We start from the raw sequence: 25,951 nt of genomic DNA, 5'->3' as shown, positions 1-25,951 counted from the left end.
TATTTAAGGGGGAACAAAGAATGAGGAGAAAAACATGGATGACATTGCTTGCATTAATGCTTGCAGTGTCGATGGCGCTTGTTGGCTGCGGAAAGTCAGAAAAAACAAGCAGCGGCGAAAAAGAAAAATCATCATCGCAAGATACGCTCGTCTACGGACGTGGCGGCGATTCTGTCTCGCTTGACCCGGCTGTGGTCACAGATGGCGAATCGCTAAAGGTAACGAAAAATATTTTTGACACACTGCTAGACTATAATGACGAAGATACGACCGTAAAACCGGCGCTAGCGACAGAATGGACGATTTCTGATGATGGATTGACTTACACATTTAAGCTCCGCAAAGGTGTGAAATTCCATGATGGAACGGATTTCAACGCCCAAGCGGTTGTCTTCAACTTCGAACGTTGGGCCAACGGCAATGCGGATAAATTTCCGTATTATGGCTCGATGTTTGGCGGTTATAAAAACGATGAAAGCCATGTCATTAAAGAAGTAAAAGCAGTGGACGACTACACGGTTCAATTCGTGTTGAAACGTCCGCAAGCTCCGTTTTTGAAAAATATTGCCATGACGCCATTTGCGATCGCCAGCCCAGCGGCAATTAAAAAATATGGCGACAAGTTTGGCGAGCATCCAGTGGGAACTGGACCATTCGTGTTTAAAGAATGGAAGCGCAACGAACGAATCGTCCTCGAAAAAAATAAAGATTATTGGGAAAAGGGCTATCCGAAGCTGAATCAATTAATCTTTGTTTCGATTCCAGATAACTCCGCCCGTCTCAATGCGTTGCTAAAAGGCGAAATCGATTTGATGGAAGACTTGAATCCAGCCGATTTGAAACAAGTGGAAGGAAATAAAGATTTTCAAATTTTTAAACGTCCGTCGATGAACGTCGGTTACGTCGGATTGACGGTGACGAGAGGACCGTTGAAAAACAAATTAGTCCGCCAAGCATTGAACTACGCGGTGGACAAAAAGGCGATTATTGACGCGTTCTACGCCGGTCAGGCGGAACCGGCGAAAAACCCGATGCCGCCAAGCATTCCTGGCTATAATGATGCGATTCAAGACTACCCGTTTGATTTAAATAAAGCGAAAGAATTGCTCGCACAAGCGGGATATCCGAATGGCTTTGAAATGGAGCTATGGGCTATGCCGGTGCCTCGTCCATATATGCCAGATGGTCAAAAAGTAGCGGAAGCTCTCCAAGCTAACTTTGCGAAAATTGGAGTAAAAGCGAAAATCGTTACGTATGAATGGGCAACGTACTTAGAAAAAGCAGCAAAAGGAGAAGCGGATGCGTTCTTGCTTGGTTGGACCGGCGATAACGGTGACGCCGACAACTTCTTATACGCTTTGTTAGACAAAGACAGCATCGGCAGCAACAACTATACGTATTACTCCAATGATGAACTTCACAAAATTTTAGTCGAGGCGCAAACCGTCAGCGACGAAAATAAACGAAATGAGCTTTACAAAAAAGCGCAAGAAATCATTAAAGAGGATGCACCATGGATTCCGCTCGTTCACTCGACACCGCTGCTTGCCGGAAAAGCAAACATTAAAGGCTTTAATCCGCATCCGACTGGTTCGGATAAATTTACAAAAGTTGAATTTGAATAACGATATGCGGAGGGGAAAGGAGTGCATCCTCCCCTCTTTTTCATGATCGGCAAAAGGAGGGACAGGCGTGCTTTCATATACAGTCAGAAGAATACTAATGGTCATTCCTGTATTGTTGGGAATGTCGCTTGTCGTTTTTTTCATGATTCGCGCGATACCGGGCAATCCCGCGCAAGTCATTTTAGGACAGAAAGCAACGAAGGAAGCGGTTGCTGCGCTAACACATAAGCTAGGATTAGACCAGCCTTGGTATGTGCAGTACATCAAATATTTAGGCGGCTTGCTGCAAGGGGATTTAGGCGAGTCGATCCGCACCGGCGCCGCGATATCGGATGAAATTTGGCCGTATTTAGCCGCGACGTTGGAGCTTTCGCTAGCCGCGATGATCATCGCTGTCGTCATCGGGGTTAATGCCGGCATTATTAGCGCCTGGTTTCAAAATTCTTGGTTTGATTATGTCGCGATGGTCTTAGCGCTTATTGGCGTTTCGATGCCGATTTTCTGGCTTGGCCTGATGGAGCAATGGGTGTTTGCCATTCAGTTAGATTGGCTGCCAACATCGGGGCGCGAAGAAGTACGAAACCCGATAGAGCCGATTACCCATCTGTATTTGCTTGACACGCTTCTAGCAGGAAATACGGAGCAATTTATGCAAGTCGTGCAGCATTTAATTTTACCAAGCGTCGCCTTGGCGACGATTCCGATGGCGATTATCGCCCGGATTACGCGCTCGAGCATGCTTGAAGTGATGAAATCGGATTACATCCGCACGGCGAGAGCAAAAGGTTTAAGCATGTTTTGGGTCGTGTACAAGCATTCATTGAAAAATGCGATCATTCCGGTGTTGACTGTTATTGGTTTGCAAACAGGCCTGTTGCTTGGCGGCGCGATTTTAACGGAAACGATTTTTAGCTGGCCTGGCATTGGCCGCTACATTTACGACGCGATTAACTATCGCGATTATCCGGTTATTCAGTCGGGAATTTTAGTGATTGCTACCATCTTTATTTTTATCAACTTAATCGTCGATCTGCTTTACGCGGCGATCGATCCGCGCATCAAATATAACTAGGAAGGGGGAAAGCGGATATGGCGGAACTGGCACGCAATCAAACACCGCTGCATACGGTGCAAGAACAAACAGAGTCTGCTTCCCTATGGAAAGAAGGATGGCGCCGATTTCGCAAAAACAAAATCGCCCTTGTCGGACTGGGCATCGTCGTCTTTTTTATCTTGCTGGCGATTTTTGCTCCACTGCTTGCGCCTTATGACTTTAAAGAGCAAAATTTAGCAGAGCGGTTGCAGCCGCCGTCATCGGAACATTTCTTTGGGACAGACGATTTTGGCCGAGATATTTTTTCCCGTGTTATTTATGGTGCAAGAATCTCGCTATGGGTCGGCTTTTTCTCTGTGCTTGGCTCGGTTATTGTCGGCTCGCTGCTCGGTATTATCGCCGGGTATTACGGGCGCTGGATTGATGGCATTATTTCGCGTTTGTTTGATATTATGCTCGCTTTTCCAAGCATTTTGCTGGCTATTGGCATTGTCGCCGTGCTCGGGCCGTCTTTGCAAAATGCATTAATTGCGATTGCCGTCATCAACATTCCGAACTTTGGGCGCTTGATCCGCTCGCGCGTCTTAAGCATTAAACAAGAAGAATACGTCATGGCGGCAAAAGCAATTGGAATGAGCGATATGCGCATTTTGTTCCACCACATTTTGCCGAACAGCATGGCGCCGATTATTGTACAAGGGACGCTGGCGATTGCGACGGCCATCATTGAAGCAGCCGCTCTTGGATTTTTAGGATTAGGGGCGCAGCCGCCAAATCCGGAGTGGGGGAAAATGCTTGCTGATTCGAAAGACTTTTTGACACAAGCGCCATGGACGATGATTTTTCCGGGGCTGGCTATTATGCTTACGGTGCTTGGCTTTAACTTAATGGGAGACGGGTTGCGCGACGCGCTAGACCCGCGCATGAAAAGCTAACGAAAAAGGCTATCTCCGCTATGATGGAGATAGCCTTTTAGTCGTTAATTAAAGTTTTCGCTAGGGAAGACTCTTGGTGATAATGTTGGAAACTGTCAATAAGCTTATCAAGATGTTCCAACTGCTCGCTATAATCGATAATCGTGCCAACCAACGAGAAAAGATAGTATTCGTTCAATGGATGATGATGCGCGTAAAACGCCTCGATTAACCGCATTCTTTCTTGATGCGCTTCATCAGCCGTTTCCATGCGTGGCTGATGTTTTACTTTGCCTATAAACTTTAATAATATTTGTTCGTGATAATAGAGAAGACAGTCTAACTGCGAACGGATGATTTGCTGGAATTCGAGCGGCATGCGATACAGCTCGTTTTCAAAGCGATGAAGGAGTTTTAATGTATCGAGCGCCCGGTTAGCTGTGACGATCATTTGCCGATATAACACGAGCTTTCGCGATTTTTGGAAACGATTTTTGCGAAAATACGTGCGCTCTTCTTTGTACATTAAGTAAAGATGTTCCAGCTTCGTCATATTTTCTTTTATTTTTTCAATATCTTCTTTCAAAATATGATGCTCTGATGCGTGTCTCGTATGGATGCGAATCCACTTTAAAATGTTTTCTGTGTTTTCGCTAATTTTCTCATATAGTTTCTTTTCATATTTTGGGGGAAGAAAGATTAAATTGACAATAAAGGCAGCAAATATGCCAAGCATAATGGTGAGAAAACGGATAACGGCAAATTCAATAAACTGTTTATCTGTATATTCCATAATAGCGATAACTGTAACTAACGCCACCGAAATGGTAGATTCAAGGCGCATTTTTAAGCAAAGGGCGATAACAATCATGAGCGTAAGGCCGACAATAAATGGATCGCGTCCAAATAACAGGACGGCGATGATTGCCAAGATGGCCCCAATGATATTCGCCTGCACTTGTTCGACCAATGAAAGATAAGAGCGATAGATCGTTGGCTGCATCGCAAATACAGCCGAAATCCCCGCAAATACGGGAGAAGGCAAGTGTAGCAGCGCTGCGAGGAAAAGCGCCAATGTAACGGCGATTCCCGTTTTAAAAATGCGGGCACCGAGCTTCATCGTATCTTCAAACCTTTCCTTCTAGTTCTCGTAAACAATTTAGTACTATACACGCTTTTATATATGATATCAAGAAGGAAATATACATGGAATATTTTTAAAAATGGGAAGGACAGATTTTCTTGCAAAATGGATGGCGGCCGCCGGCATTATTGGTCGTGCTGGCTGCGCCGCTTCTCTCCGGGCCATGCTGCGCTGAAGTCTTTTTTGCAGAAACGGGGATAAAGGCAAATCAAAAAAGAGCATCCCGATGTGAGCAGGGATGCTCTTTCTCGTCATTCTGTCGAAATCGAAGGGTCGGCTTGTTCTTTTGTCGGGATGATTTGGAAGAAATGTTCTTCTAAGTTTTCGAGAAGCGGCTGCAATGATTGCGCTTCTTCGTGCTGATCATGTTCTTTTAACAGTTCGATGTATGTCGATAACAGTTCTTCGACATCTGCTTTGCCGCGTTCGTTTAATGGCTCGAGGCGCACTTGCGCTCCTTTGGCGATACGGCGCTCTAACGCTGCTTTGGTTAAGCCCATTTCAGGCTGATGGCGCAAGTAGACGACGCCGCCGGTCATGCCGGCGCAAATCCACGGCCCCGGATCGCCGAGGACGAGACCGCGTCCATTTGTCATGTATTCAAAAGCAAATCCTTTAATGTTGGCGCGCGTTCCGATGTTTCCGTGTTCCTCATCTGGAAGCGGGGAGGTTACTTGGCCGCCGATGATCATATCGGCTCCGGAGAGGCGGATGCCGGCGCGTGCATCGGCGTTTCCTTGCACGACGAGAAGTCCTTTTTGCGCGCCGTATCCAAAGCCTTTGCCGACAGACCCATTATAAAATTTTCCGTCTTTTCCTTTCGCTTTAAAAATCAAGATGCTGCCGCCAAATGCGGTTTTTCCGACGCCATCCTGGCCGCCGCCGTCAACATGAATGTGAATGCCGTGAGTGTTATAAGCGCCAAGGCCGTTTCCTGGGATCGAGCCTTTCGTATAGCGTAAGGTGACGTTTGGCAATTTTTTGTACGAACCATCAAGACGTCCGCGCACGCGGTGGCACGAAACACGGCTGCCGAGAACGCGTTGTTCGGATGTCACGGTCGCAAATTCACGGGAGCGATGCAAATCTTCCACATGATAATCGAGATATTCTGCTCCGGCGGCCACGAGCAATGCTGGTTCTTCCGCGCTTGCGGCCGCTTCTTTTTGCGCCAGCTGCTCGACCTCGAGCACTTTAAGCAAGTTTGCTAGATTCATTTGCCCCAGCCCTCTTGTTTGTTCCAATAAGTCAGAGCGGCCGACAACATCTTGCAGGCGGGTAACGCCGAGAGCTGCTGTTAACGCTTTTAGCTCGTTTCCAAAGGCGGTGAATAAGTTAACCAATCCTTGCACCGCAGCCTCGAATTGCCGCGGGACGAAACGGCGCAGCCCGTGTTCTTTTGCTTGTGCTACCGATTCAATTTGCGTGGCAATGCCGACGTGGCACGTATCTAAATGACAGCCGCGGCAGGTCGTACAGCCGATCGCGATCATCGATAATGTACCGAAGCCGATGCGGTTTGCGCCAAGCAGCATCACCTTTAGAACGTCGAGCACACTTTTGATGCCGCCGTCTGCCCAAATTTCGACTTTGTGTCGCAAACCGGCTTCTATGAGCGCGTTATGGGCCGCTTTTACCCCGATTTCTACCGGAAGGCCGACATGCTGCAGGGCGTGGATGCGTGCCGCCCCGGTTCCGCCGTCAAAGCCGCTTAGCGTAATAATGTCCGCACCTGCTTTGGCGATGCCGACGGCAATCGTTCCGATGTTTGGAACGACCGGCACTTTAACGGCGACTTTTGCCTTGTCGTTCGCCGTTTTTAATTCGGCGATCATTTGCGCTAAATCTTCGATTGAATAAATGTCATGGTTATTGGACGGAGAAATTAAGTCGGAACCAATTGTCGCGTTCCGCGCTTCGGCGATTTTTGCCGTCACTTTTGAACCTGGCAAGTGTCCGCCTTCGCCTGGTTTTGCTCCTTGGCCGATTTTAATTTCGAGCAGATTCGAAGAGTTCAGCAATTCCGCGTTGACTCCGAAACGGCCGGAGGCGATTTGCTGGCCGCGCGTGCGCGGGTATTTGCCGAGCATATCTTTAATTTCGCCGCCTTCGCCGTTTAGGCTGACCATGTTCAAGCGATCCGCCGCTTCCGCATAAGCGCGGAACGCTACTTCATTTTGTGAGCCGAACGACATCGAAGCAATGACAAACGGCAGGCTATGTTCACCGACACTAATATCGACTTTTTCAACCGGAACGGGCTTGTCGGATTTCTTTATATCCAGCAAGTGGCGAATGGTTGTCGGTGTTTCGCTTTCAAGCTCGTTTGCTTTTTCCCGGTAGCTGTCATACGATCCTGTTTGCGCGACTTCGCCAATCGCCTTCCAAATGCGCGGGAAGAGGTGGAACGTTTTTCTCGGCTTGGCGTTTTCGTTGGCGTAGTCTTCGGCACGGGCGATGGCGTCTTGTTTTAGCGCCGCGAAGTCGTATTGCAGTGAATCCGAACCAAAGAAGTTGACGATGTTTAACGCATCGGCAATTTCATCATGCAGGCCGATTGACGAGAAGAGGCGGCTGTAGCCGCGCAATTCATGAATGCCGATGGTGGAAATGACTTTTTCTAATCCTTTATTCAGCGCTTTAAATAAGTTTATTACAGGCGTAATTGATTCTTCCGCTGCAACCGTCGCAAACATGAGATACGGGCTGATGGCGTTTGCTCCTAACCCGTAGACGACGATCACATCATGAAGAGAGCGGATTGCACCGGAATGAAGCAAAAGCGAACAGTCGCGGCGCAAATCTTGTTTTGTTAGCGCTTGATCAATCACCGATGTAACAAGCAATGGGTCGATCCACAAGTTTCCGTTTTGGTGTGCCTCTGCATCGTCTAAAACGAGCAGGGTTTTGCCGGAACGAACCGCCTCGCATGCTTCGTTAGAAAGACGCTCTAGCGCCTGTGGAATTGTCTCTTCGCTTGTAAATGTCGTTGACAAAGTATGCGCTAATTGTTTTTCTTGGAACGAATGAACAATTTGGTCGTACGAAGGATGATGTAATTCTGCCGCACAGTCGTTGCCGATTTTTCCCTCAATGAGAATCGGTGAGCTCAGTTCGATGGTGTATGATGTTTCTGGTTGTGCAAAAAGAGACGGCCGTTTGCCAATCACTGTTCTTGTCGAGAAATGCTCCATCTCACGGTCGCGGTCAATCGCCGGGTTGGTGACAACGGCAACGCTTTCTTTAATGAAGTCGGCAAGATTTTTGCGATTCGGGTCAATCGCTGCAAGCGGCGCGTCATGACCTAGTGAGCGAATCGGCTCCGCGCCTTTTTCAGCCATTTGCTCTAGCAGTTGAATATGCTCTCTGTCCCAGCCAAATGCCGCATATTGTCCGTTATGCACTCTGGTCGGAGCGGAGGAAAATATATGGTTGTCTAGTTTCGGAACATCAAGGCGCTTTCGGAAGTTTGCGATATCAAACCGCCCCGAAAAACGGGTGTATACTTCTTCTTGAAATTGTTCATATTCCAACACTTGAATAGCCCCGTTGCCGGACCACATCAAACCGATTTTTTCCCCAGGCGCAAGCGGTTTTGGTTCGCCAGTATATTCGCATGTTGGAATAATTCCCGGTTCGGACGTAAACACAAACCGCTTTTCCGTTTCTAATTTCCACAGCGGCCGCAAACCAAGGGCGTCGACGCTGAATACTGCTTCATCGGCGTAGCGGGAGATAATCGCCGCCGGCCCTTGGGCGAAATGCCCCCATGCCTCGCGGATGTATGCATATAAATCTTGCAAGTGTGGCGGATATTTCTTGATTTCATTCAAAATAGGCGGGAACAGTATATCCATCGCTTCAAATAAGCTATAGCCATAGCGGCAAATGAGCGTTTCGATTGTCCGGCTTAAATCTTGGGAGTCGCTGCCGTCTTTTGTCAGCGGAACGCCGATCATTGTTGCTTCTTCGCGCAGCTTTGCGATCGTGTTGATTTCTCCGTTATGTCCTAATACGCTAAACGGCTGAACGCGGAAAAAGTTGGACAGCGTATTGGTCGAGTAACGGTTATGCCCTAATGTCATGGTCGATGCGATAAACGGATGGGCCAAGTCATGATAGTATTTTGGCAAAATATCGCCGGCTCCCATCACTTTATAGACAACGTGGAAATTGCTCAAAGAGGCGACATGGACATGTTCATCTTGTTCGATGTCAATAACGAGATCAAATAACCGTTTCGAAAGCTGTACATTGTCGTTTGGCAGCAAGGCGATTTGCCAAAATACCGGTTCTTGTCGAAGCGCGATTGGTCCTAATGCGCTCGATGAAGTGACGCGGTCCGATTCAAAAATCAACGAGAATCCATAATGTTTACAAAGCTGTTTAATTTGCGCTTTGACATCGTCTACATCTGCAGACCGATGGATGAAAACATGACCGACGGTAAAGCTTTCGTCGTTGGCAATCTCCGGGTTTTGGCCGGCATTTGCGAGTTTTTTCATCCACAGTTTTCTCGGAATATCCATATGAATGCCAACGCCGTCTCCCTCGCCGTTAATGAAGCCGGCGCGGTGGTTCATTTTGACAAGTGCATCAATGCATGTCATAATGTTTTCGCGTGTCGGGATGCGCTGTTTTTCAATGGCGGCGACAATGCCACAGGCATCATGCTCGACCTGATGAAAGTTTTTGAAAAGATTTGGATTCCAATGTTGTTTCATATGCAAGTGGCGTGATTAAGCGGGAGGGGCCCGCTTCCGCCGTTCACCTCCTGTTGTATTCCCTGAACCTCTGCGCGATGGAAATCGGCATGTTCTAGCATACAAAAAAGAGTTTTTCTACACCTTCGCATAGATGCTCCCTCTTGTTCCGCTAGATTTTCATGGATAAATACTTGTCTTGTCAGCCCGATGCAAAACCGATCCCCACTTCATCCAGATAATTTCAGTGACGGACTTTCAAATGGTAAGCATTAAATTCGGTCTTAATTTTCAGAATTTATAACTTATCATACCATGTCAGAAAGTTCAAATCAATTATTTATTCACTTTTTTGGATATATTATTCACAAAATTGTCAAGTTTTTTGTAACCGTTTTCATAAAAATAGCAAACCATCCAGGAGGAGATCCTTCCTAGATGGTTTGTATAATTATGCATTTTTTAATTGTTTAAATGCGTTTTCTACCGCCTGAAGTGTGTATTCAATATCGTCTTCTGTATGTGCGAGCGTGACAAACCACGCTTCATATTTTGAAGGAGCGAGGTTGATGCCTTGTTTTAACATGAGTTTAAAGAACTTCGCAAACATTTCGCCGTCGCTTCGCTGCGCTTGTTCATAGTTTTCGACTTTTTCGGTCGTAAAGTAGACGGTAAGTGCGCCTTTTAAGCGGTTGATTGTTACTGGAACACCATATTTGTCAGCATGGTGAAGAATACCATCTTCTAACATCGCGCCAAGTTTATCAAGATATTCATAAACGCCGTCTTGCTGCAGCACCTCAAGGCAGGCGATGCCAGCAAGAATCGATGCTGGGTTTCCTGCCATCGTCCCTGCTTGGTATGCCGGACCGAGCGGCGCGACTTGTTCCATAATGTCTTGACGGCCACCGTATGCGCCGATTGGCAGACCGCCGCCAATAATTTTTCCAAGCGCGGTTAAATCGGGTTCGATACCTAATAAATTTTGCGCCCCACCGTACATAAAGCGGAATGCCGTGATGACTTCATCGTAAATGACAAGCGCTCCTGCTTGATGGGCGATCTCATTGATCGCTTCTAAAAAGCCAGGTTTTGGTGTAACGATGCCAAAGTTGCCAACGATCGGTTCGACAAGCACAGCGGCGACTTGGTCTCCCCATATTTCCATCGCTTGTTTGAATGAGTCAACATCGTTGTACGGTACAGTAATTACTTCTTGAGCAATGCTTTTTGGCACGCCGGCGGAATCTGGGGTTCCTAATGTCGACGGACCAGAGCCGGCAGCGACAAGGACTAGGTCAGAATGTCCGTGGTAACAGCCGGCAAATTTGACGATTTTATCGCGGCCGGTATAAGCGCGTGCCACGCGAATCGTCGTCATTACCGCTTCCGTTCCCGAGTTGACGAAACGTACTTTTTCTAAGGATGGAATCGCTTCTTTTAGCATTTTCGCGAATGTAATTTCATGAGGAGTTGGAGTGCCATAAAGGACGCCAGTTTCCGCAGCGCGCTGAATCGCTTTCGTGATGTGCGGATGGGCATGGCCTGTAATAATCGGTCCGTATGCTGCCAAATAGTCGATATATTTGTTGCCGTCGACGTCCCAAAAATAAGCGCCTTGCGCGCGTTCCATGACGACCGGCGCCCCGCCGCCGACCGCTTTATACGAACGGGATGGGCTGTTGACGCCGCCGACGATATGCTTGAGCGCTTCCTGATACAATTGTTCCGATTTCGTAAAATTCATGTTCTAAAGCCTCCTATGATTGTCATCATTTTTCCCTCTCTTATTCTAACATATTTGCCGGAATGTACATTTGAAGCAGCTATTCATTAGATGCTTCAACGGGGAGCGGAAAAAGCATGGCGCGCAGACATTGTATGGCAAATAATGAAAGAACAAAAAAGATGAAATATCATTCCGTTTATGTATAATGCAATACGTAGGAATTTTGTATGAAACGAAGGGAATAAATAACGTTTTGCGATTGACGGTTACACCAATATTTGGTGAAACATGTATGTTCCATGTCTTTTTTTAACTTCATTCCTATGCAGGAGGAGAACGATGAACGTCATCGAAGTGGAAAACTTACGGAAAGAATTTAAATCGTATTCGAGCCGCTCCGGCTTAATTGGCGCGTTTCGCGATTTATTTACGCGAAACTATAAAATCATTCGTGCGGTGAATGATATTTCGTTTACCGTAGAGCAGGGGGAAATCGTTGGCTATATCGGCGAAAACGGCGCAGGAAAATCGACGACAATTAAAATGCTGACGGGAATTTTGACGCCGACGGCGGGAAAAGTGATCGTCAACGGCATGAATCCGCATAAAGAGCGGGAAAAGTTCGTGCGGACGATCGGTGTGGTATTCGGACAGCGTTCCCAATTGTGGTGGGACATTGCGGTGCAAGAATCGTTTCGGCTCTTGAAAAAAGTGTATCGCGTTTCCGATGAAGATTATCGGCAACATATGGAACATATTATTGAGACGCTAGATATCGGTCCGCTCTTGGACAAGCCGGTGCGCAAGCTGTCGCTCGGGCAGCGGATGCGCTGTGAACTGGCAGCGGCGCTCATTCATAATCCACCGCTGTTGTTTTTGGATGAGCCGACCATTGGCCTCGATGTGCTTGTCAAACTGAAAATCCGCGAGTTTTTAAAAGAAATTAATGAAAAATACAACACGACGATTTTATTGACGACGCATGATATTTCCGATATCGAAGCGTTATGCGAACGCGTCATTATGCTCGATGAAGGAAAGATCATTTACGATGGTTCGCTTAAGCGCCTTAAAGAAAAATGGGGAGAGGGAAAACAAATCCAATTTACGTTTGCGGGCGAAATTGCATTTCATGATTTACAGGAACTAACGAACGGTCTGCAAGTGATATGGAAAAAAGGGGAGCAAGACAACGTCTGGATAGCGCACGTGCCTTCCGCGCTGCTGCCTGAAGTGATCAGCCGCGTTGTCGCCCGCTACTCGATTCAAGATATGAACATTAACGAAATTTCCACGGAGGAAATTATCCGCAACATCTACGAAGAAGGTGTTGTGCATGAATAAATATATTGAGATGATCCGCATCCGCTTTTTAATGATGCTTGCTTACCGGACCAATTATTATACGGGCATTCTTATTTACGCCATTAATATCGCCGCGTACTATTTTCTCTGGTCAGCGATTTACGGCGGCAAATCGACGATGCAAGGAATGTCGATGGAGCAAATGACCACGTATGTTGCCATTTCGTGGATGGCGCGTGCGTTTTATTTCAATAATATCGACCGTGAAATCGCGATGGAAATTCGCGAAGGAAAGGTGGCGACCGAGCTCATCCGCCCTTACAGTTATTTGGGAATGAAAACGATGCAAGGATTGGGTGAAGGAATTTTTCGCTTATTGTTTCTTTCGCTTCCCGGCATTCTTCTGATCGCGCTGTTTTTGCCGCTTCGTTTTCCGACCGATGTTCATACATGGCTGTTTTTTATATTGTCGATTACATTCAGTTTTATTATTAATTCAGAGTTGAATTTGCTTGCAGGAATTGTGACGTTTTTTACCCTCAACAATGAAGGCTTGTTGCGGGCAAAACGGTTCGTCATCGATCTTTTTTCTGGCTTGATTTTGCCAATCCGCTTTTACCCAGAATGGGCGCAAGAGGTAATGAAATACTTTCCATTTCAAGGAATTAGCTATATTCCAAGCATGATTGTGACAGGAAGCTTTCAAGGGCAAGCAATCATCCACGGTCTTTTGTTTCAGCTTGTATGGTGCGTGCTGTTGCTCATCCCGATTCAGCTATTGTGGCAAGCGGCGAAAAAACAGCTTGTCGTTCAAGGAGGGTGAGTTGTGTTTTACGTATCGGTCTTTTTTCAATATATGGCGCAATACATGAAAACCAAATTGCAATATCGCGCCGATTTGTTTGTTGAGTTCATTTCTGATTTGATGTCACAGGCGGTCAATCTTGTGTTTCTTCTCGTTGTGTTTGGGCATACGTCGTTATTGCACGGCTGGACGCGCGAGGAAATTTTGTTTATTTACGGCTTTTTCTTAGTGCCATATGCGGTGTTTGGGGCGTTTTTTAACATTTGGGATTTTAACGAGCGCTATATTGTCCGCGGGGAGATGGACCGTGTGTTGACGCGCCCGGTGCACAGCTTGTTTCAAATTATTCTCGAGCGGATGGAACTTGAATCGTTGCTTGGCGGAGTGACGGGCATCATCATTATGGCGTATGCAAGCGCGCGTTTATCCCTTTCGTTTCATTGGTATGACATTTTTATGTTTATTCTGTTTGTTTTAGGTGGAGCGCTTATTTACGCGGGAGTATTTGTGTCATTGGCGACCATTAGTTTTTGGGCCGATGCTCGTACATCTATTATGCCGATGATGTACAACATCAGCAACTACGGACGCTATCCGATTGACATTTATCATCGCCTCATCCGCTATATTTTAACGTGGATTTTGCCGTTTGCGTTTGTCGGAGTATATCCCGCATCGTATTTTCTTGGCAAAAAAGAATGGTACAACTATGCGTTTTTTACTCCAATCATGGGTGTTATCTTTTTTACGATTGCGGTCGTTTTATGGAACGCAGGAGTAAAGCGATATCGAGGTGCGGGGAATTGAGAAAGAGGGTGAATTCAAAAGGAAATAAAAATTCCTTTGACGGATCCGCCCTCTTATTTTTTATAGGATATTACGGAGGGTATAATGACAGACTGTTTTTTTCGTTTATTGGCTGTGATTGTGTGAGCAAACTGTTAACAAAAAAGACAAATTTATTTTATAGTTGATACTTGATAAAGTTTGTGAAGTAATGCACAATATATTTGTGAATTGTTTCACAAATGAATTTTTGGAAAGGATGACAGACAACTATGAAAAGACAATGCATGAATCGAGTAGCACTTATAGGAACAGGATTCGTTGGAGCCAGCTATGCATTTGCTCTTATGAATCAAGGGATAGCGGATGAACTAGTGTTGATTGATGTGAATAAAGAGAAGGCAAAGGGCGACGTGATGGACTTAAATCACGGAAAAGTATTTGCGCCGAAGCCAATGAATATATGGCATGGAGATTATCAAGATTGTCAAGATGCTGATTTGGTAGTGATTTGTGCAGGTGCTAACCAAAAGCCAGGGGAAACAAGACTCGATCTTGTTGACAAAAACATTAATATCTTTAAAACGATTGTCGATTCGGTTATGAGATCAGGGTTTGATGGCATTTTTCTTGTTGCAACAAATCCAGTAGATATCTTAACGTATGCTACTTGGAAATTTAGCGGTTTACCGAAAGAACGAGTTATCGGTTCGGGAACGATTCTAGATACGGCAAGATTCCGCTTTTTGTTAAGTGAATATTTTCAAGTAGCTCCAATCAATGTGCACGCGTATATTATCGGAGAGCATGGGGATACGGAGCTGCCTGTTTGGAGTCACGCGGAAATTGGAAGTATTCCAGTTGAGCAAATATTGTCGCAAAACGATAGCTGCAGAAAAGAGGATTTAGAAAATATCTTTGTTAATGTTCGGGATGCGGCATACCAAATTATTGAGAAAAAAGGTGCAACATATTACGGCATTGCAATGGGGCTAGTCCGCATTACACGTGCTATTTTGCACAATGAAAATGCTATATTAACCGTTTCCGCTCATTTGGATGGTCAATATAATGAGCAAAACGTTTATATCGGTGTACCTGCTATTATCAACCGAAACGGCATTCGCGAAGTAATGGAAATAAAGTTAAATGAAACAGAACAACAGCAATTTCATCATAGCGTAACCGTATTAAAAGACATTCTTTCCCGTTATTTTAATGAGGTAAAGTAATAAGTACTGACTTAGAATAACAACAAGGTGAACATCATGTGGATACAACATTACAATCCTTTTCATAACGCATATCTTTCTGCATTCATTGCGGCGCTTCCAATTGTTTTATTTTTATTATGTTTAACGGTGTTGAAGATGAAGGGAGTAAAAGCCGCTTTTCTTACCCTTTGTTTTGGATTAGTGACAGCGGTTTGTTTTTTCCATATGCCGATTTCAAAGGCGATTGCCGCTTCCATTTATGGAATCGCGAACGGTTTATGGCCCATTGGTTATATTGTGATCATGGCCGTCTGGCTATATAAAATCGCTGTTAAAACGGGGAAATTTGATATTATCCGTGGGAGTATCGCAAACATTTCTGAAGATCAGCGGCTTCAACTGTTGCTCATCGGTTTTAGCTTTAACGCATTTTTAGAAGGAGCTGCGGGATTTGGCGTTCCGATTGCCATTTCAGCCGCTTTACTTTCGGAACTAGGATTTCGTCCATTAAAAGCTGCCGCTCTTTGTTTAATTGCCAATGCTGCATCTGGCGCGTTTGGAGCAATTGGGATTCCAGTTATTGTCGGAGCGCAAATGGGAGATTTAACTTCGCTTGAGTTATCTCGTACACTTGCTTGGATTTTACCGTTTATCACATTTGTTATTCCATTCTTATTAGTGTTTATTTTAGATAAATGGAAAGGTATTAGAGAAACATTGCCTGCTCTTTTAGTGGTAAGCGGAAGTTATACCATTGTGCAAACATTGACAATCATTGTATTCGGTCCTGAATTGGCCAATATTTTAGCAGCACTTGTCAGTATGGGGGCACTAACTATTTTCTTAAAAAAATGGCAGCCTTCACATATATATCGAGTTAATCAAGATGGGAAAGTTGTAGAAAAATCTAAATACAGCTTGAAAGAAATCATCAATGCGTGGTCTCCTTTTTATATTTTAACGGTAATCGTTATTATATGGAGTCTACCAAGTTTTAAAGCTCTATTTGCTGAAGGTGGAATGCTTCATCAAACTACGCTTTTATTTAAAGTGCCATTTTTACATGGGGAAGTCGTAAAAACTCCTCCGGTGGCGCCGACACAGACTGCATTAGATGCAATATTTAAGCTAGATCTTGTGTCAGCAACAGGTACAGCGATTTTATTAGCGGTGTTGTTCACAAGTATGTTTAGCAAAAACATTACGTTCGCTGAAGGAATACAAAGTTTAAAAGAAACATGTAAAGAACTATGGATTCCTGTATTAACTATTTGTTTTATCATGGGATTTGCCAACTTGGCTAACTATGCGGGCTTATCTTCTACGATTGGTTTAGCATTAGCGAAGACAGGGGATGCATTTCCGTTCGTTTCCCCGTTATTAGGGTGGCTTGGTGTGTTTATTACAGGATCTGTCGTGAGCAACAATGCTTTATTTGGCCATTTACAAGTGGTTACAGGAACTCAAATAGGGACAAACTCTTCGTTATTGCTTGCTGCCAATACTAGTGGAGGAGTTATGGGAAAACTCATTTCTCCGCAATCAATTGCCATTGCAACAGCAGCGGTGCAAGAGACTGGTAGAGAATCTAACTTGTTTAAAATGACGGTTTATTATAGCTTGATCTTGTTATTGTTTGTGGGAGTCTGGACATACGTTCTTTCGATCATTGGAATTTAATAGTTTGTTATTAAGTTAAGCATTGTGTATAGGCGGGTATATTCTGCGGCCTTTTTCCGATTGATGTACCGGAAAAAGGCCGCATTTAACATTTTCCCGAGAAGTCTCCCTTCCTCTAAACGGAGTGAAGGAGGGAGAGGTTCATTTTACATTACTTGCTCCATCTTTTTCGTGTAAAGCGAACGAATCAAAAAATAGTAACCAAGTTGAACAACGAAAAAGATGATAATGACAAGCACGCTTGTCTTGACAACGGAGCCGGACACCATGTTTTGCAGCATTTTAAAGGCAAAGCCGGCATGGACGGTAGCGATAGCAAATGGAATAAAAAAGAGAATTGCTACTTGCTTCGCAGCGATTTTTTTCATTTCTTTTAATGTTAAACCGAGTTTGGATAACGCTTCGTATTGCTTGCTGTCCTGCTCTAAATCGTTATAGAGCTTAAAATATAAAATGCTGTCAGCGGCTAAAAAGAAGAGGACACTGACGAAAAAACCAATAAAGAGCATTAAGGAGAAAATTTGTTTCATTTGGTTAAAGAATTCTAAACGATTGATGAAATCGACATCATCTTTTTGAATCACGCGGTTCAGTTTTTTGATTACTGATGTTTTTGATTCCCAATTTTTATATGATATACCAGTGTAATATTGAATCGTTTCTTCCGCTGCGAGACGATGAAATTTAGCATATAAATGATCAGGAACAACTAACATGTATCCGATAAACCCCGAAGGATTGATGGCTGGTTGGGGAATCGATTTAGCCAATGGAACCACCAACGTCTCATTACTATTTTTTATAGCGATCGCAATTTGTTTTCCTTTAATAGGTTCATACCCTTGGTCAGGGGTAGGGTGCATATAGGCAGCTGTATTTGCTGGTAGCGATATATGCGGCTGACCGGCCAAATCCGCGAATCGATTGTAATCTGTTACACGCATCAGAACAAGGTTTTGCATTACATCATCGTTAGGTTTCTTAGGATTATATGCCCGAATGAAAGCGGCCTTATGACTTGTGAAAGGAATATGCTCATCACGTAAAACATTTTTTAGTATTTGCAATTTGTTTTCAAAGGCTTTCGGTTCTTTTTTTGAGATAAGGGCAATCGCATGCGGAAACCGCGCTTCTGCTTCTGCTTTTTTGCCAAAATAAAGGTTGGCAAGCACCCCGGTAGAAGTGAAGGTCACCGCCGTTAGAATCGTCACCATGCTTAAAATTCTCGCGTTATCTTTCAGTTTATATGTTAGTTCCGCGGCGGTAATTAAGTTTGTGCCACGATAATAGAAATGCTTTTGCTTTTTATAGTATCGCAGCAGCCCGATGCTCGCTTGCGTATATAGAAAGTACGTTCCAATAATGACGAGCAATAGAATTGGAAGGACGCGTTTCATCATTTGTACGATGTTGGAGGTATAGGCTAAATAGTATCCAATTGCCAGGCAGATAACCGCAAGCATCGAAAGCCAGATCGAGTAGACAGGCGTTTTTTTCGGTTTTTTCGCCGACATTAATAAATCAATAATTTGCGAAGAACGGATCGTGATGAGCGTCAAGATCGTAATTGCCTCAAATGTCACTAGAAACACGATCCCGGTAGTGGCGACCGCTTTCCAAGCAATATAGTAAGATAGCGGCGATGGCAAGTCTAAAATAACAGAAAACAACATGAAAAAGATTTTTGTCAGTAAGGCTCCAAACACCATTCCTGTTACAATCGAAAGCAGGGCGATGATCGAGTTTTCGATCACGATTAATTTATTTAGCTGACCGCGCGTAATACCAAGTAACGTCAGCATGCCAAAATCTTTTTTACGCAATTTTAAAAACGAGCTTGTCGAATAAAAAATGAAAAATACAGAAAAAAGAAAGACGATGACTTCGGCAGCAAAGATTCCTCTTCGCACTGATGGACGAATCGTTCCATTCACTACATCAGGATGGAAAATAAATGCAGCGTACATAAAAAAGACAGTGACGGCGAAAGTGCTGCTCAAAAAATAGGCGGCATATCGGCCAAAGCTTCGTCTCACATTATGAAGGGCGAACTGTCGAAATGTCATTGACGTTCCCTCCTAATAGTGACAGCATGTCCAGAATATCTTGAAAAAACGCCTGCCGGTTATGTCCTCTGCGTATCTCTGTGAACCATTTGCCGTCTTTGATGAAAATAATGCGCTCACAGTAGCTCGCCGCAAAAGGATCGTGCGTAACCATCATGATGGAAACGTTCTTTTCCTGATGCAATGCTGTTAATGTTTCCATCACATCTTTTGAAGATTTCGAGTCCAGATTCCCGGTCGGTTCATCGGCAAAAATGAGCAGCGGTTCATGAATAATTGCCCGTGCAATTGCAGCGCGCTGCTGCTGTCCGCCTGAGACTTCGTATGTCCGCTTATCGAGAATCCCTTCAATGCCTAAAGTGGCAGCTACCATTTGCAACCGTTGTTCCATTTCTTTAACAGGAATTTTGTCCAACGTAAGTGGAAGAATGATATTTTCCCCGATGGTTAACGTGTCTAGCAAGTTGAAGTCTTGGAATACAAAGCCGAGTTTCCGTCTGCGAAACAAAGCAAGTTCTTTTTTCGAAAGCTGCGATAGATTTTTCCCCTCTACCAACACTTCTCCCGTAGTCGGCTGATCGATGGTTGCCAAAATATTAAGCAAGGTTGTTTTTCCGCTTCCGGATGGTCCCATGACTCCGACAAATTCCCCTTTTTCAATCGATAAACTGAAATTATCTAACGCCCGATGTGCGGCCGATTGGCTGGAACGATATATTTTCGTAATCGAGTTTGCCTGCAGGATCGTCATAAAAAAACCCCTCCCTTATGTTCTTCTATTGTCGATTATACGGAGGGAGAACATGTGAACATATCGATTTTTCTTACAATGTCTGCTTGTTTTCTTACATTTTTGTCACATTGTAAAAAGTGATCGTGACGGACGTTCCTTTTCCTTCTTCAGAAGAAATGGTAATTCCGTGGCCAAGATGGTCAACAATTTGTTTGACAAGGTATAACCCCATTCCAGTGGATTCGCGAAACCTGCGCCCATTCATACCAGTGAAAAAAGGTTCAAATACGCGTCCGATATCTTGTTTTGGAATGCCGACTCCAAAATCTTGAACGGACAAAAACACTTCGTTTTCGCGTTGAACAGCAGAAAGCACGATTTGGTTGCTAACGTCTTTCGAATATTTGATGGCATTGGTGACGATTTGGCTAAGGGCGAACTGAAACCATTTTTGATCCGTTTCTACGAAAATCGTTTCGGGAATTTCCACGATGGGGTGAATGCGGTTGCGAATAAAAGAGCGTTTGTAATGTTGAATGACATGGTTGACCATTGTTTTTAGCGGCAGCCGCTTTACATGAAAATCGTGAGAAAACCGCTTTATTCGTTCCGAATACAGGGCCAGCTCCAATCCGTGCTGCAATCGCTCGAGTTCTTCGCGCATGCTATTAACAAACTCCCGGTCGGATTGGTCTTGAATGTCAAAGTTTTGCAAAAGCAAATCAATGACAGAAACCGGCGTTTTCATCTGATGAACCCATTGGTTCATAAATAATGATGCATCGTCCATCTCTTTATGCAATGCTTGCAGTTCTTCTGTATAATAACGATATTGCGAGTGAAGGAGTTTTTGAAAAGCATGCAGTAGCGGAGACCCGCTAAAAGGGTACGTGCTCATATCTAACTGCCGCAAGTTGGACGATAAAAACCGATATGCATGGGATTGCCGCCAATAACGCCATGTTAAAAACATTGCGATGCACACAAAGCTGATAACAAAAAGATAAGCAAACATGCCAAAAGACGGATGAAAGGATTGTTCGAGCATATATAAATACACAATCGATAGCAAAAGTACAGTGTGAAGGAGATGAAAGACGGTCAGCGGGATATGCTCGCGCAAAAACAATTTCATTGTGAATCCCTCCATGTTTCCACCAATTTATAGCCGACCCCGCGAACCGTTTCAATTGCCTGTTCGATTCCGATTTGCTGCAGTTTTTTGCGAACGCGTGTAATATTGACGGATAGTGTATTATCGTCGACAAATTCCGTATCATCCCACAATGACTCGAGCAGTTCTTCGCGAGATACAATTTTTCCGGATTTTTTTGCCAAACGCTCTAATAAGGTAAACTCCTTTTTGGTTAGCTCGATCGTTTTCTCTTTCCATTGAACGATATGTCGATCATATAACAGGTACAATCCTGATACTTCATATACATGGGGCTCTGTAGGAGCAGCGTAAGGACCGTATGTTCGCCGAAGTAAACTTTTGATTTTTGCCATGACCAGATCAAAATGAAACGGTTTGGTAATATAATCATCCCCACCGTTTTCAATGGCCATAATTTGGTTCATTTCATGACTGCGCGCGGAGATGAAAATAATAGGGCAAAGGGAAATCGTGCGGATTTGCCGGCACCAATAAAAACCGTCAAATCGAGGCAGATTAATGTCGAGCAGTACAAGATGAGGCCGACATTTTATAAACTCCTTTTTAATATCGTCAAACTGTTCCGCAATATGTGCGCGATATTCATATTTCTCAATATGTTCCTTAAGCATGGAGGCGATTTTAGCATCATCTTCGACAATCAAAATCGTATGCATTGTTTTCTCCCTCTCCATAATCTTTCTTTATGTTTTATTATATCGAATCCACTTATATAGGAATAATCGACTTTCTGTTTTTGTATATATGGTTATGGACAAGTATGAGGTGAGAGCGATGGAGTACGCATTCATTGGAATTGTAGCCACGGTGTTAATTGGAAGCATTACGTCTATTTGGACGACAAGTGTAAAAGCAACTCGTCGTATTTCCTTAGAAAATTTATTTGTCCTTATTCAATGGTATATCACGATGATGCTAGGTTTTGGACTTATATATATGGTGCTTCAACTGAATGGGCATAACGTATTTACCCCATCGGCGAATGGAACAGCTAATGAATGTTTTTCTATACTTCAAGATAGTCTTTACTTAAGCGGGATCACGTTATTGTCGGTTGGATATGGAGACGTTACCCCAATGGGGATTGGAAGATGGATTGCCATCATTGAAGCTTTGTTAGGTTATATTATGCCTGCTGTGCTTGTTGCCCGTACGATGATGGATCGGGATGAAGCTAATCGTTGCAATTGATCGTTCCTTTCGCTACTCTAAAAGCGAAAGAACAATACATTGGAGGGAAAACGATGTCACTGCAAGTCGGGCAACTAGCACCGGATTTTACATTGCCGGCAAGCAACGGGGAAATGGTTTCCCTTTCGGATTTCAGAGGCAAACATGTCGTATTATATTTTTATCCGAAAGATATGACGCCGGGGTGTACGACAGAAGCATGCGATTTTCGCGATCATCACGAGCAATTTGTCAAGTTGGACGCAGTTATTTTAGGGGTTAGCACCGATCCGCTCGAGCGGCATAAAAAGTTTATCGAAAAGTACGAACTGCCGTTTTTGCTGCTTGCCGATGAGCAACACGAGGTAGCGGAAATGTACGGCGTTTGGAAGCAAAAGAAAAACTTTGGCAAAGAATATATGGGCATCGAGCGATCGACGTTTATTATCGATCGCGATGGCAAGCTGGTAAAGGAATGGAGAGGCGTCAAAGTAAAGGGCCATGTTGAGGAGGCACTCGAGTATATCTCTAAAAATTTGCATTAACGTACCGTTAATTGGGTAGAAGTCCATACAAAACAAAAAAGGCTGCGTATGATGGATAGTAACCTCCTCAAATGAATGAAAGGGCGACATTGGTGCGGAACGTTCTTCCGCACATTTTTTTGTTAAAAAATATGACAAATTCATATATTAATGATACGAATATTGACAAGTAGCATAAAATACTTGTAGACTAATTATAAAAATTATAAAATAATAATTCTTTTTATTTTTAAAGAAGTGAGGTGCATGACGGTGTCTGACAACCAGCAGTTAAAAGAAGCGCTTGATATGTTAAAGCAGACGGGAATACGCATCACTCCGCAACGTCATGCGATATTGGAATATTTAATTAATTCAATGTCACACCCGACGGCAGATGAAATATATAAAGCGCTGGAAGGAAAATTTCCAAACATGAGCGTAGCAACCGTCTATAACAATTTGCGTGTTTTTAAAGAGATCGGATTAGTGAAAGAATTGACATATGGTGATGCATCAAGCCGCTTTGATTTTGTCACATCAAACCATTACCATGTTATTTGTGAACAATGCGGCAAAATTGTCGATTTCCACTACCCAGCGTTGGATGAAGTAGAGCAGCTTGCCGCACATGTAACCGGATTTAAAGTAGATCACCACCGCATGGAGATCTACGGAACATGTCCGGATTGCCAGAAAAGCGGACATCGCCGACATTAAAAAGCTGATAGCGGGAAAATGGCTATCAGCTTTTTCTTTTTTTGTTATACTTTTCATCAAACTCTTTACCTTCTAACTCCGGATCTAATGTTAACGGTTCGCTGCAAAACATACATAAGTCTACTTTGCCAAGCATTTTTGTCACTTTGCCACAAGAAGGACATACTACCTGTACTGCTCTTGTTGATAATGTTCCAATCCAAAAATAAACGACCGTGCTAGCGATGATAAAAAGAAGTCCTAAGATCATAAACAGCGTCATCACTAAAGGAGAGGTACGGAAAAATATACCTATATACATGACAAAAATGCCGACAAAGATTAAGCTTAAGGCGAATGTACGAATTTTGTTGATTTTGCTCGAATATTTAATGCCCATGCTTGTCCCTCCTATATACACCACTATACCATAAAGTGCCGAAAATCCGTTAATTTTAACATTTTTCTTCCCATACATGTTTTTATTTCGTTTGACCAAACAATAAAGGAGGATTTTTTCGTTTTTTGTCGAATAACCAATGACAGCATAAAGGAGATGGAGGAAACGATTATGGAGGATTTGCTTCGTCCCATCTACCAAGAATGGGCTAGCCGCCGCGATACATTAGGGATTTTAATGATTGAAAAGAAAGGAAATAATTCAGCGGTCACCGATACGTTTGATAAGGTTTTATTAGTAGTTACTATTGATGGGGATGTTCCCGTCTTTATAAAACATTATGCATTAGGTGAAGAAAAAGCGGCTTTATATGCAGTTAGTGAAGCAAAGCTAAATGAATGGCTTCTTCTCGGTTCTCATCGAAAAGTGATTGACTGGATATTCAACGGGAAAGTTTTGTTTGACCGAAATGATTATATACATCATCTGCGAAACCGTATGAAGGATTTTCCAGAGGAAACGCGGCAATTAAAAATGGGATTAGAATTTGCAAAGTTGATTCGTCGTTATATGGACGGAAGGGCGTTTTTTGACGCAGGGCAATTGTTAGATGCATATAATCATGTTATTCATGCGTTACATCACCTAGCAAGACTGGCTGTGATCGAACAAGGATTTTATCCGGAAGTAACGGTATGGGACCAAGTAAAACAAATCGATGCACAAATTTATAAGTTGTATGAGGAGCTTGTGAGCAGTGAAGAACCGTTGCAAAAACGGTTAGAGCTTTTATTTTTAGCAAGCGAATTTTTAATTCATTCGCGAATTTCATCAGGAGCCGCTCATTTGTGTAAAGTGTTAGGTGAAAAAGAAGGGGCATGGAGCATTGCTGAAATTGTGCAGCATCCAGAGCTTTCTCCGTATTCTGTAGATCTTATTATCATGTTGGAATATTTAGCGGAGAAAAAAGTTTTGTCCGTAGAAGAGATACCGACAAAAAGTCGTCGTATATATCATCGTTGTTATTCAATTCAAAACGAATAGCCGGAGGAGGACATGCATTTTTTGCATGTTGGCGGGAGAGGATTTTGTTTTGGAAAGCATGACAGCCTTGCTTTTCACCGGTAAAAGGGCTGTTTATTTTTTTGTTATCGCGAAAAATAAAAAATGTTATTGACTTGTGAAAAAAGAGATGGTATATTATGAAACGTCGTCGCAATCGAGATTGTTGCGAGGCGTTAATAAAAAAACAAAAAAAACAGTTGACAACAGAGAATAAAAATATTAAAATAAAAAAGTCGCTTTGACGACGGAAAATGTTCCTTGAAAACTGAACAAAACGAAGCGTCCACATAGAAAAGCTGAAGCGCCGAGATCAGCTCTCGAAGCCAAATGTTCTTCATCCGCAGAAGTGCTTGCACTTAGAGGGGGAAGGTTATTTGGCGCAAGAGAGCTAGGCGCTGAAGCTGGACAATAAGAAAAGCGAAGGCGACTTGACACGTTATGGTGTCGGTGCTGAAGCTTGGGAATAAGCCAATCAACTTTCTATGGAGAGTTTGATCCTGGCTCAGGACGAACGCTGGCGGCGTGCCTAATACATGCAAGTCGAGCGGACCGAACAAGAGCTTGCTCTTGTTTGGTTAGCGGCGGACGGGTGAGTAACACGTGGGCAACCTACCCGTAAGACCGGGATAACTCCGGGAAACCGGAGCTAATACCGGATAACACCGAAGACCGCATGGTCTTTGGTTGAAAGGCGGCTTTGGCTGTCACTTACGGATGGGCCCGCGGCGCATTAGCTAGTTGGTGAGGTAACGGCTCACCAAGGCGACGATGCGTAGCCGGCCTGAGAGGGTGACCGGCCACACTGGGACTGAGACACGGCCCAGACTCCTACGGGAGGCAGCAGTAGGGAATCTTCCGCAATGGACGAAAGTCTGACGGAGCGACGCCGCGTGAGCGAAGAAGGTCTTCGGATCGTAAAGCTCTGTTGTTAGGGAAGAAGAAGTACCGTTCGAATAGGGCGGTACGGTGACGGTACCTAACGAGAAAGCCCCGGCTAACTACGTGCCAGCAGCCGCGGTAATACGTAGGGGGCGAGCGTTGTCCGGAATTATTGGGCGTAAAGCGCGCGCAGGCGGTCCCTTAAGTCTGATGTGAAAGCCCACGGCTCAACCGTGGAGGGTCATTGGAAACTGGGGGACTTGAGTGCAGAAGAGGAGA

At 44.1% G+C, this 25,951-nt stretch carries 20 protein-coding genes and 1 rRNA gene; 13 read left to right on the top strand and 8 right to left on the bottom strand.

The features are described 5' to 3' along the window. Positions 1 to 20: 20 nt before the first annotated feature. The 3 genes from AC1WMD_RS14825 to nikC all read left to right on the top strand — a co-directional run bounded on the left by AC1WMD_RS14825 (position 21) and on the right by nikC (position 3,614). Positions 21 to 1,625, top strand: coding sequence for an ABC transporter substrate-binding protein (locus AC1WMD_RS14825; protein ID WP_043903580.1), 1,605 nt, complete (start codon positions 21 to 23; stop codon positions 1,623 to 1,625). Between the two features lie 67 nt (positions 1,626 to 1,692). Beyond that, entirely contained in the window at positions 1,693 to 2,697 is a 1,005-nt protein-coding gene (locus tag AC1WMD_RS14820; RefSeq protein WP_494257814.1) for an ABC transporter permease, read from the top strand. Positions 2,698 to 2,714: 17 nt separating this feature from the next. After that, entirely contained in the window at positions 2,715 to 3,614 is a 900-nt protein-coding gene (nikC, locus tag AC1WMD_RS14815) for a nickel transporter permease (RefSeq protein ID WP_494257812.1), read from the top strand. Between the two features lie 37 nt (positions 3,615 to 3,651). On the opposite strand, the gene AC1WMD_RS14810 is transcribed toward nikC, so the two are convergent. The 3 genes from AC1WMD_RS14810 to AC1WMD_RS14800 form a co-directional block, all read right to left on the bottom strand. Further along, entirely contained in the window at positions 3,652 to 4,713 is a 1,062-nt protein-coding gene (locus AC1WMD_RS14810; RefSeq protein WP_494257811.1) for an FUSC family protein, read from the bottom strand. 275 nt (positions 4,714 to 4,988) lie between these two features. After that, on the bottom strand, positions 4,989 to 9,461 hold the full coding sequence (locus AC1WMD_RS14805; RefSeq protein ID WP_494257809.1) for a glutamate synthase-related protein: 4,473 nt from the start codon (positions 9,459 to 9,461) through the stop codon (positions 4,989 to 4,991). A gap of 430 nt (positions 9,462 to 9,891) precedes the next feature. Then, entirely contained in the window at positions 9,892 to 11,187 is a 1,296-nt protein-coding gene (locus AC1WMD_RS14800; protein ID WP_494257808.1) for a glutamate-1-semialdehyde 2,1-aminomutase, read from the bottom strand. A gap of 321 nt (positions 11,188 to 11,508) precedes the next feature. Between AC1WMD_RS14800 and AC1WMD_RS14795 the strand changes: the two genes are divergently transcribed. The 5 genes from AC1WMD_RS14795 (at position 11,509) to AC1WMD_RS14775 (ending at position 16,959) form a co-directional block, all read left to right on the top strand. Next, a complete protein-coding gene (locus AC1WMD_RS14795) occupies positions 11,509 to 12,513 on the top strand; it encodes an ABC transporter ATP-binding protein (protein ID WP_494257807.1) in 1,005 nt (334 codons plus the stop codon). Then, positions 12,506 to 13,297, top strand: a complete 792-nt coding sequence (locus AC1WMD_RS14790) for an ABC transporter permease (RefSeq protein WP_494257805.1) — start codon at positions 12,506 to 12,508, stop codon at positions 13,295 to 13,297. Before AC1WMD_RS14795 ends, AC1WMD_RS14790 begins: the two co-directional genes overlap by 8 nt. Before the next feature lie 3 nt (positions 13,298 to 13,300). Next, the gene (locus tag AC1WMD_RS14785) at positions 13,301 to 14,086 is read left to right on the top strand and encodes an ABC transporter permease (protein ID WP_043903588.1); all 786 of its coding nucleotides are present in this window, start codon (positions 13,301 to 13,303) and stop codon (positions 14,084 to 14,086) included. Between the two features lie 251 nt (positions 14,087 to 14,337). Beyond that, the gene (locus AC1WMD_RS14780; RefSeq protein WP_494257803.1) at positions 14,338 to 15,297 is read left to right on the top strand and encodes an L-lactate dehydrogenase; all 960 of its coding nucleotides are present in this window, start codon (positions 14,338 to 14,340) and stop codon (positions 15,295 to 15,297) included. Between the two features lie 36 nt (positions 15,298 to 15,333). Then, on the top strand, positions 15,334 to 16,959 hold the full coding sequence (locus AC1WMD_RS14775) for an L-lactate permease (protein WP_043903590.1): 1,626 nt from the start codon (positions 15,334 to 15,336) through the stop codon (positions 16,957 to 16,959). Positions 16,960 to 17,105: 146 nt separating this feature from the next. Here the strand turns inward: AC1WMD_RS14775 and AC1WMD_RS14770 are convergent, their stop codons facing one another. The 4 genes from AC1WMD_RS14770 to AC1WMD_RS14755 all read right to left on the bottom strand — a co-directional run bounded on the left by AC1WMD_RS14770 (position 17,106) and on the right by AC1WMD_RS14755 (position 21,591). Next, a complete protein-coding gene (locus tag AC1WMD_RS14770) occupies positions 17,106 to 19,025 on the bottom strand; it encodes an FtsX-like permease family protein (protein ID WP_494257801.1) in 1,920 nt (639 codons plus the stop codon). Next, positions 18,997 to 19,776, bottom strand: coding sequence for an ABC transporter ATP-binding protein (locus tag AC1WMD_RS14765; RefSeq protein ID WP_043903592.1), 780 nt, complete (start codon positions 19,774 to 19,776; stop codon positions 18,997 to 18,999). Before AC1WMD_RS14765 ends, AC1WMD_RS14770 begins: the two co-directional genes overlap by 29 nt. Positions 19,777 to 19,870: 94 nt before the next feature. Next, positions 19,871 to 20,893 carry a sensor histidine kinase gene (locus AC1WMD_RS14760; protein WP_043903593.1) on the bottom strand — a complete coding sequence of 341 codons (1,023 nt, stop codon included), beginning with the start codon at positions 20,891 to 20,893 and terminating at the stop codon, positions 19,871 to 19,873. Beyond that, positions 20,890 to 21,591 (bottom strand): response regulator transcription factor, encoded by a 702-nt coding sequence (locus tag AC1WMD_RS14755; protein WP_043903594.1) that lies wholly within the window; start codon positions 21,589 to 21,591, stop codon positions 20,890 to 20,892. The genes AC1WMD_RS14760 and AC1WMD_RS14755 overlap by 4 nt, the downstream gene beginning before the upstream one ends. Before the next feature lie 118 nt (positions 21,592 to 21,709). Here AC1WMD_RS14755 and AC1WMD_RS14750 point away from each other — a divergent pair, with 118 nt between their 5' ends. From AC1WMD_RS14750 to perR, 3 genes are all read left to right on the top strand, one after another. Beyond that, positions 21,710 to 22,126 (top strand): potassium channel family protein, encoded by a 417-nt coding sequence (locus AC1WMD_RS14750; protein WP_043903595.1) that lies wholly within the window; start codon positions 21,710 to 21,712, stop codon positions 22,124 to 22,126. Positions 22,127 to 22,179: 53 nt separating this feature from the next. Continuing rightward, complete coding sequence (gene bcp, locus AC1WMD_RS14745; protein WP_494257799.1) at positions 22,180 to 22,650, top strand: thioredoxin-dependent thiol peroxidase; 471 nt, start codon at positions 22,180 to 22,182, stop codon at positions 22,648 to 22,650. Between the two features lie 246 nt (positions 22,651 to 22,896). After that, positions 22,897 to 23,349 carry a peroxide-responsive transcriptional repressor PerR gene (perR, locus tag AC1WMD_RS14740; protein WP_043903596.1) on the top strand — a complete coding sequence of 151 codons (453 nt, stop codon included), beginning with the start codon at positions 22,897 to 22,899 and terminating at the stop codon, positions 23,347 to 23,349. A 25-nt stretch (positions 23,350 to 23,374) separates the two neighbouring features. Here the strand turns inward: perR and AC1WMD_RS14735 are convergent, their stop codons facing one another. After that, positions 23,375 to 23,728 (bottom strand): YgzB family protein, encoded by a 354-nt coding sequence (locus tag AC1WMD_RS14735; protein ID WP_043903597.1) that lies wholly within the window; start codon positions 23,726 to 23,728, stop codon positions 23,375 to 23,377. Positions 23,729 to 23,899: 171 nt separating this feature from the next. Here AC1WMD_RS14735 and AC1WMD_RS14730 point away from each other — a divergent pair, with 171 nt between their 5' ends. Next, complete coding sequence (locus tag AC1WMD_RS14730; protein ID WP_494257797.1) at positions 23,900 to 24,772, top strand: nucleotidyltransferase-like protein; 873 nt, start codon at positions 23,900 to 23,902, stop codon at positions 24,770 to 24,772. Positions 24,773 to 25,272: 500 nt separating this feature from the next. After that, a 16S ribosomal RNA gene (locus AC1WMD_RS14725) occupies positions 25,273 to 25,951 on the top strand; the annotation flags it as partial.

It is taken from the genome of Parageobacillus sp. NEAU-HV-2, assembly GCF_059115485.1.
This window is presented reverse-complemented; position numbering and strand designations above follow the sequence as displayed.

Excerpts from the sequence above, each read along its gene's own strand:
- AC1WMD_RS14770 (WP_494257801.1), bottom strand. The coding sequence starts at position 19,025 with ATGACATTTCGACAGTTCGCCCTTCATAATGTGAGACGAAGCTTTGGC.
- AC1WMD_RS14800 (WP_494257808.1), bottom strand. The coding sequence starts at position 11,187 with ATGAATTTTACGAAATCGGAACAATTGTATCAGGAAGCGCTCAAGCAT.
- AC1WMD_RS14730 (WP_494257797.1), top strand. The coding sequence starts at position 23,900 with ATGGAGGATTTGCTTCGTCCCATCTACCAAGAATGGGCTAGCCGCCGC.
- AC1WMD_RS14805 (WP_494257809.1), bottom strand. The coding sequence starts at position 9,461 with ATGAAACAACATTGGAATCCAAATCTTTTCAAAAACTTTCATCAGGTC.
- perR (WP_043903596.1), top strand. The coding sequence starts at position 22,897 with ATGACGGTGTCTGACAACCAGCAGTTAAAAGAAGCGCTTGATATGTTA.
- AC1WMD_RS14810 (WP_494257811.1), bottom strand. The coding sequence starts at position 4,713 with ATGAAGCTCGGTGCCCGCATTTTTAAAACGGGAATCGCCGTTACATTG.
- AC1WMD_RS14790 (WP_494257805.1), top strand. The coding sequence starts at position 12,506 with ATGAATAAATATATTGAGATGATCCGCATCCGCTTTTTAATGATGCTT.
- AC1WMD_RS14755 (WP_043903594.1), bottom strand. The coding sequence starts at position 21,591 with ATGCATACGATTTTGATTGTCGAAGATGATGCTAAAATCGCCTCCATG.
- AC1WMD_RS14780 (WP_494257803.1), top strand. The coding sequence starts at position 14,338 with ATGAAAAGACAATGCATGAATCGAGTAGCACTTATAGGAACAGGATTC.
- AC1WMD_RS14795 (WP_494257807.1), top strand. The coding sequence starts at position 11,509 with ATGAACGTCATCGAAGTGGAAAACTTACGGAAAGAATTTAAATCGTAT.
- AC1WMD_RS14750 (WP_043903595.1), top strand. The coding sequence starts at position 21,710 with ATGGAGTACGCATTCATTGGAATTGTAGCCACGGTGTTAATTGGAAGC.
- AC1WMD_RS14825 (WP_043903580.1), top strand. The coding sequence starts at position 21 with ATGAGGAGAAAAACATGGATGACATTGCTTGCATTAATGCTTGCAGTG.
- AC1WMD_RS14760 (WP_043903593.1), bottom strand. The coding sequence starts at position 20,893 with ATGAAATTGTTTTTGCGCGAGCATATCCCGCTGACCGTCTTTCATCTC.
- AC1WMD_RS14765 (WP_043903592.1), bottom strand. The coding sequence starts at position 19,776 with ATGACGATCCTGCAGGCAAACTCGATTACGAAAATATATCGTTCCAGC.
- AC1WMD_RS14735 (WP_043903597.1), bottom strand. The coding sequence starts at position 23,728 with ATGGGCATTAAATATTCGAGCAAAATCAACAAAATTCGTACATTCGCC.
- bcp (WP_494257799.1), top strand. The coding sequence starts at position 22,180 with ATGTCACTGCAAGTCGGGCAACTAGCACCGGATTTTACATTGCCGGCA.
- AC1WMD_RS14775 (WP_043903590.1), top strand. The coding sequence starts at position 15,334 with ATGTGGATACAACATTACAATCCTTTTCATAACGCATATCTTTCTGCA.
- nikC (WP_494257812.1), top strand. The coding sequence starts at position 2,715 with ATGGCGGAACTGGCACGCAATCAAACACCGCTGCATACGGTGCAAGAA.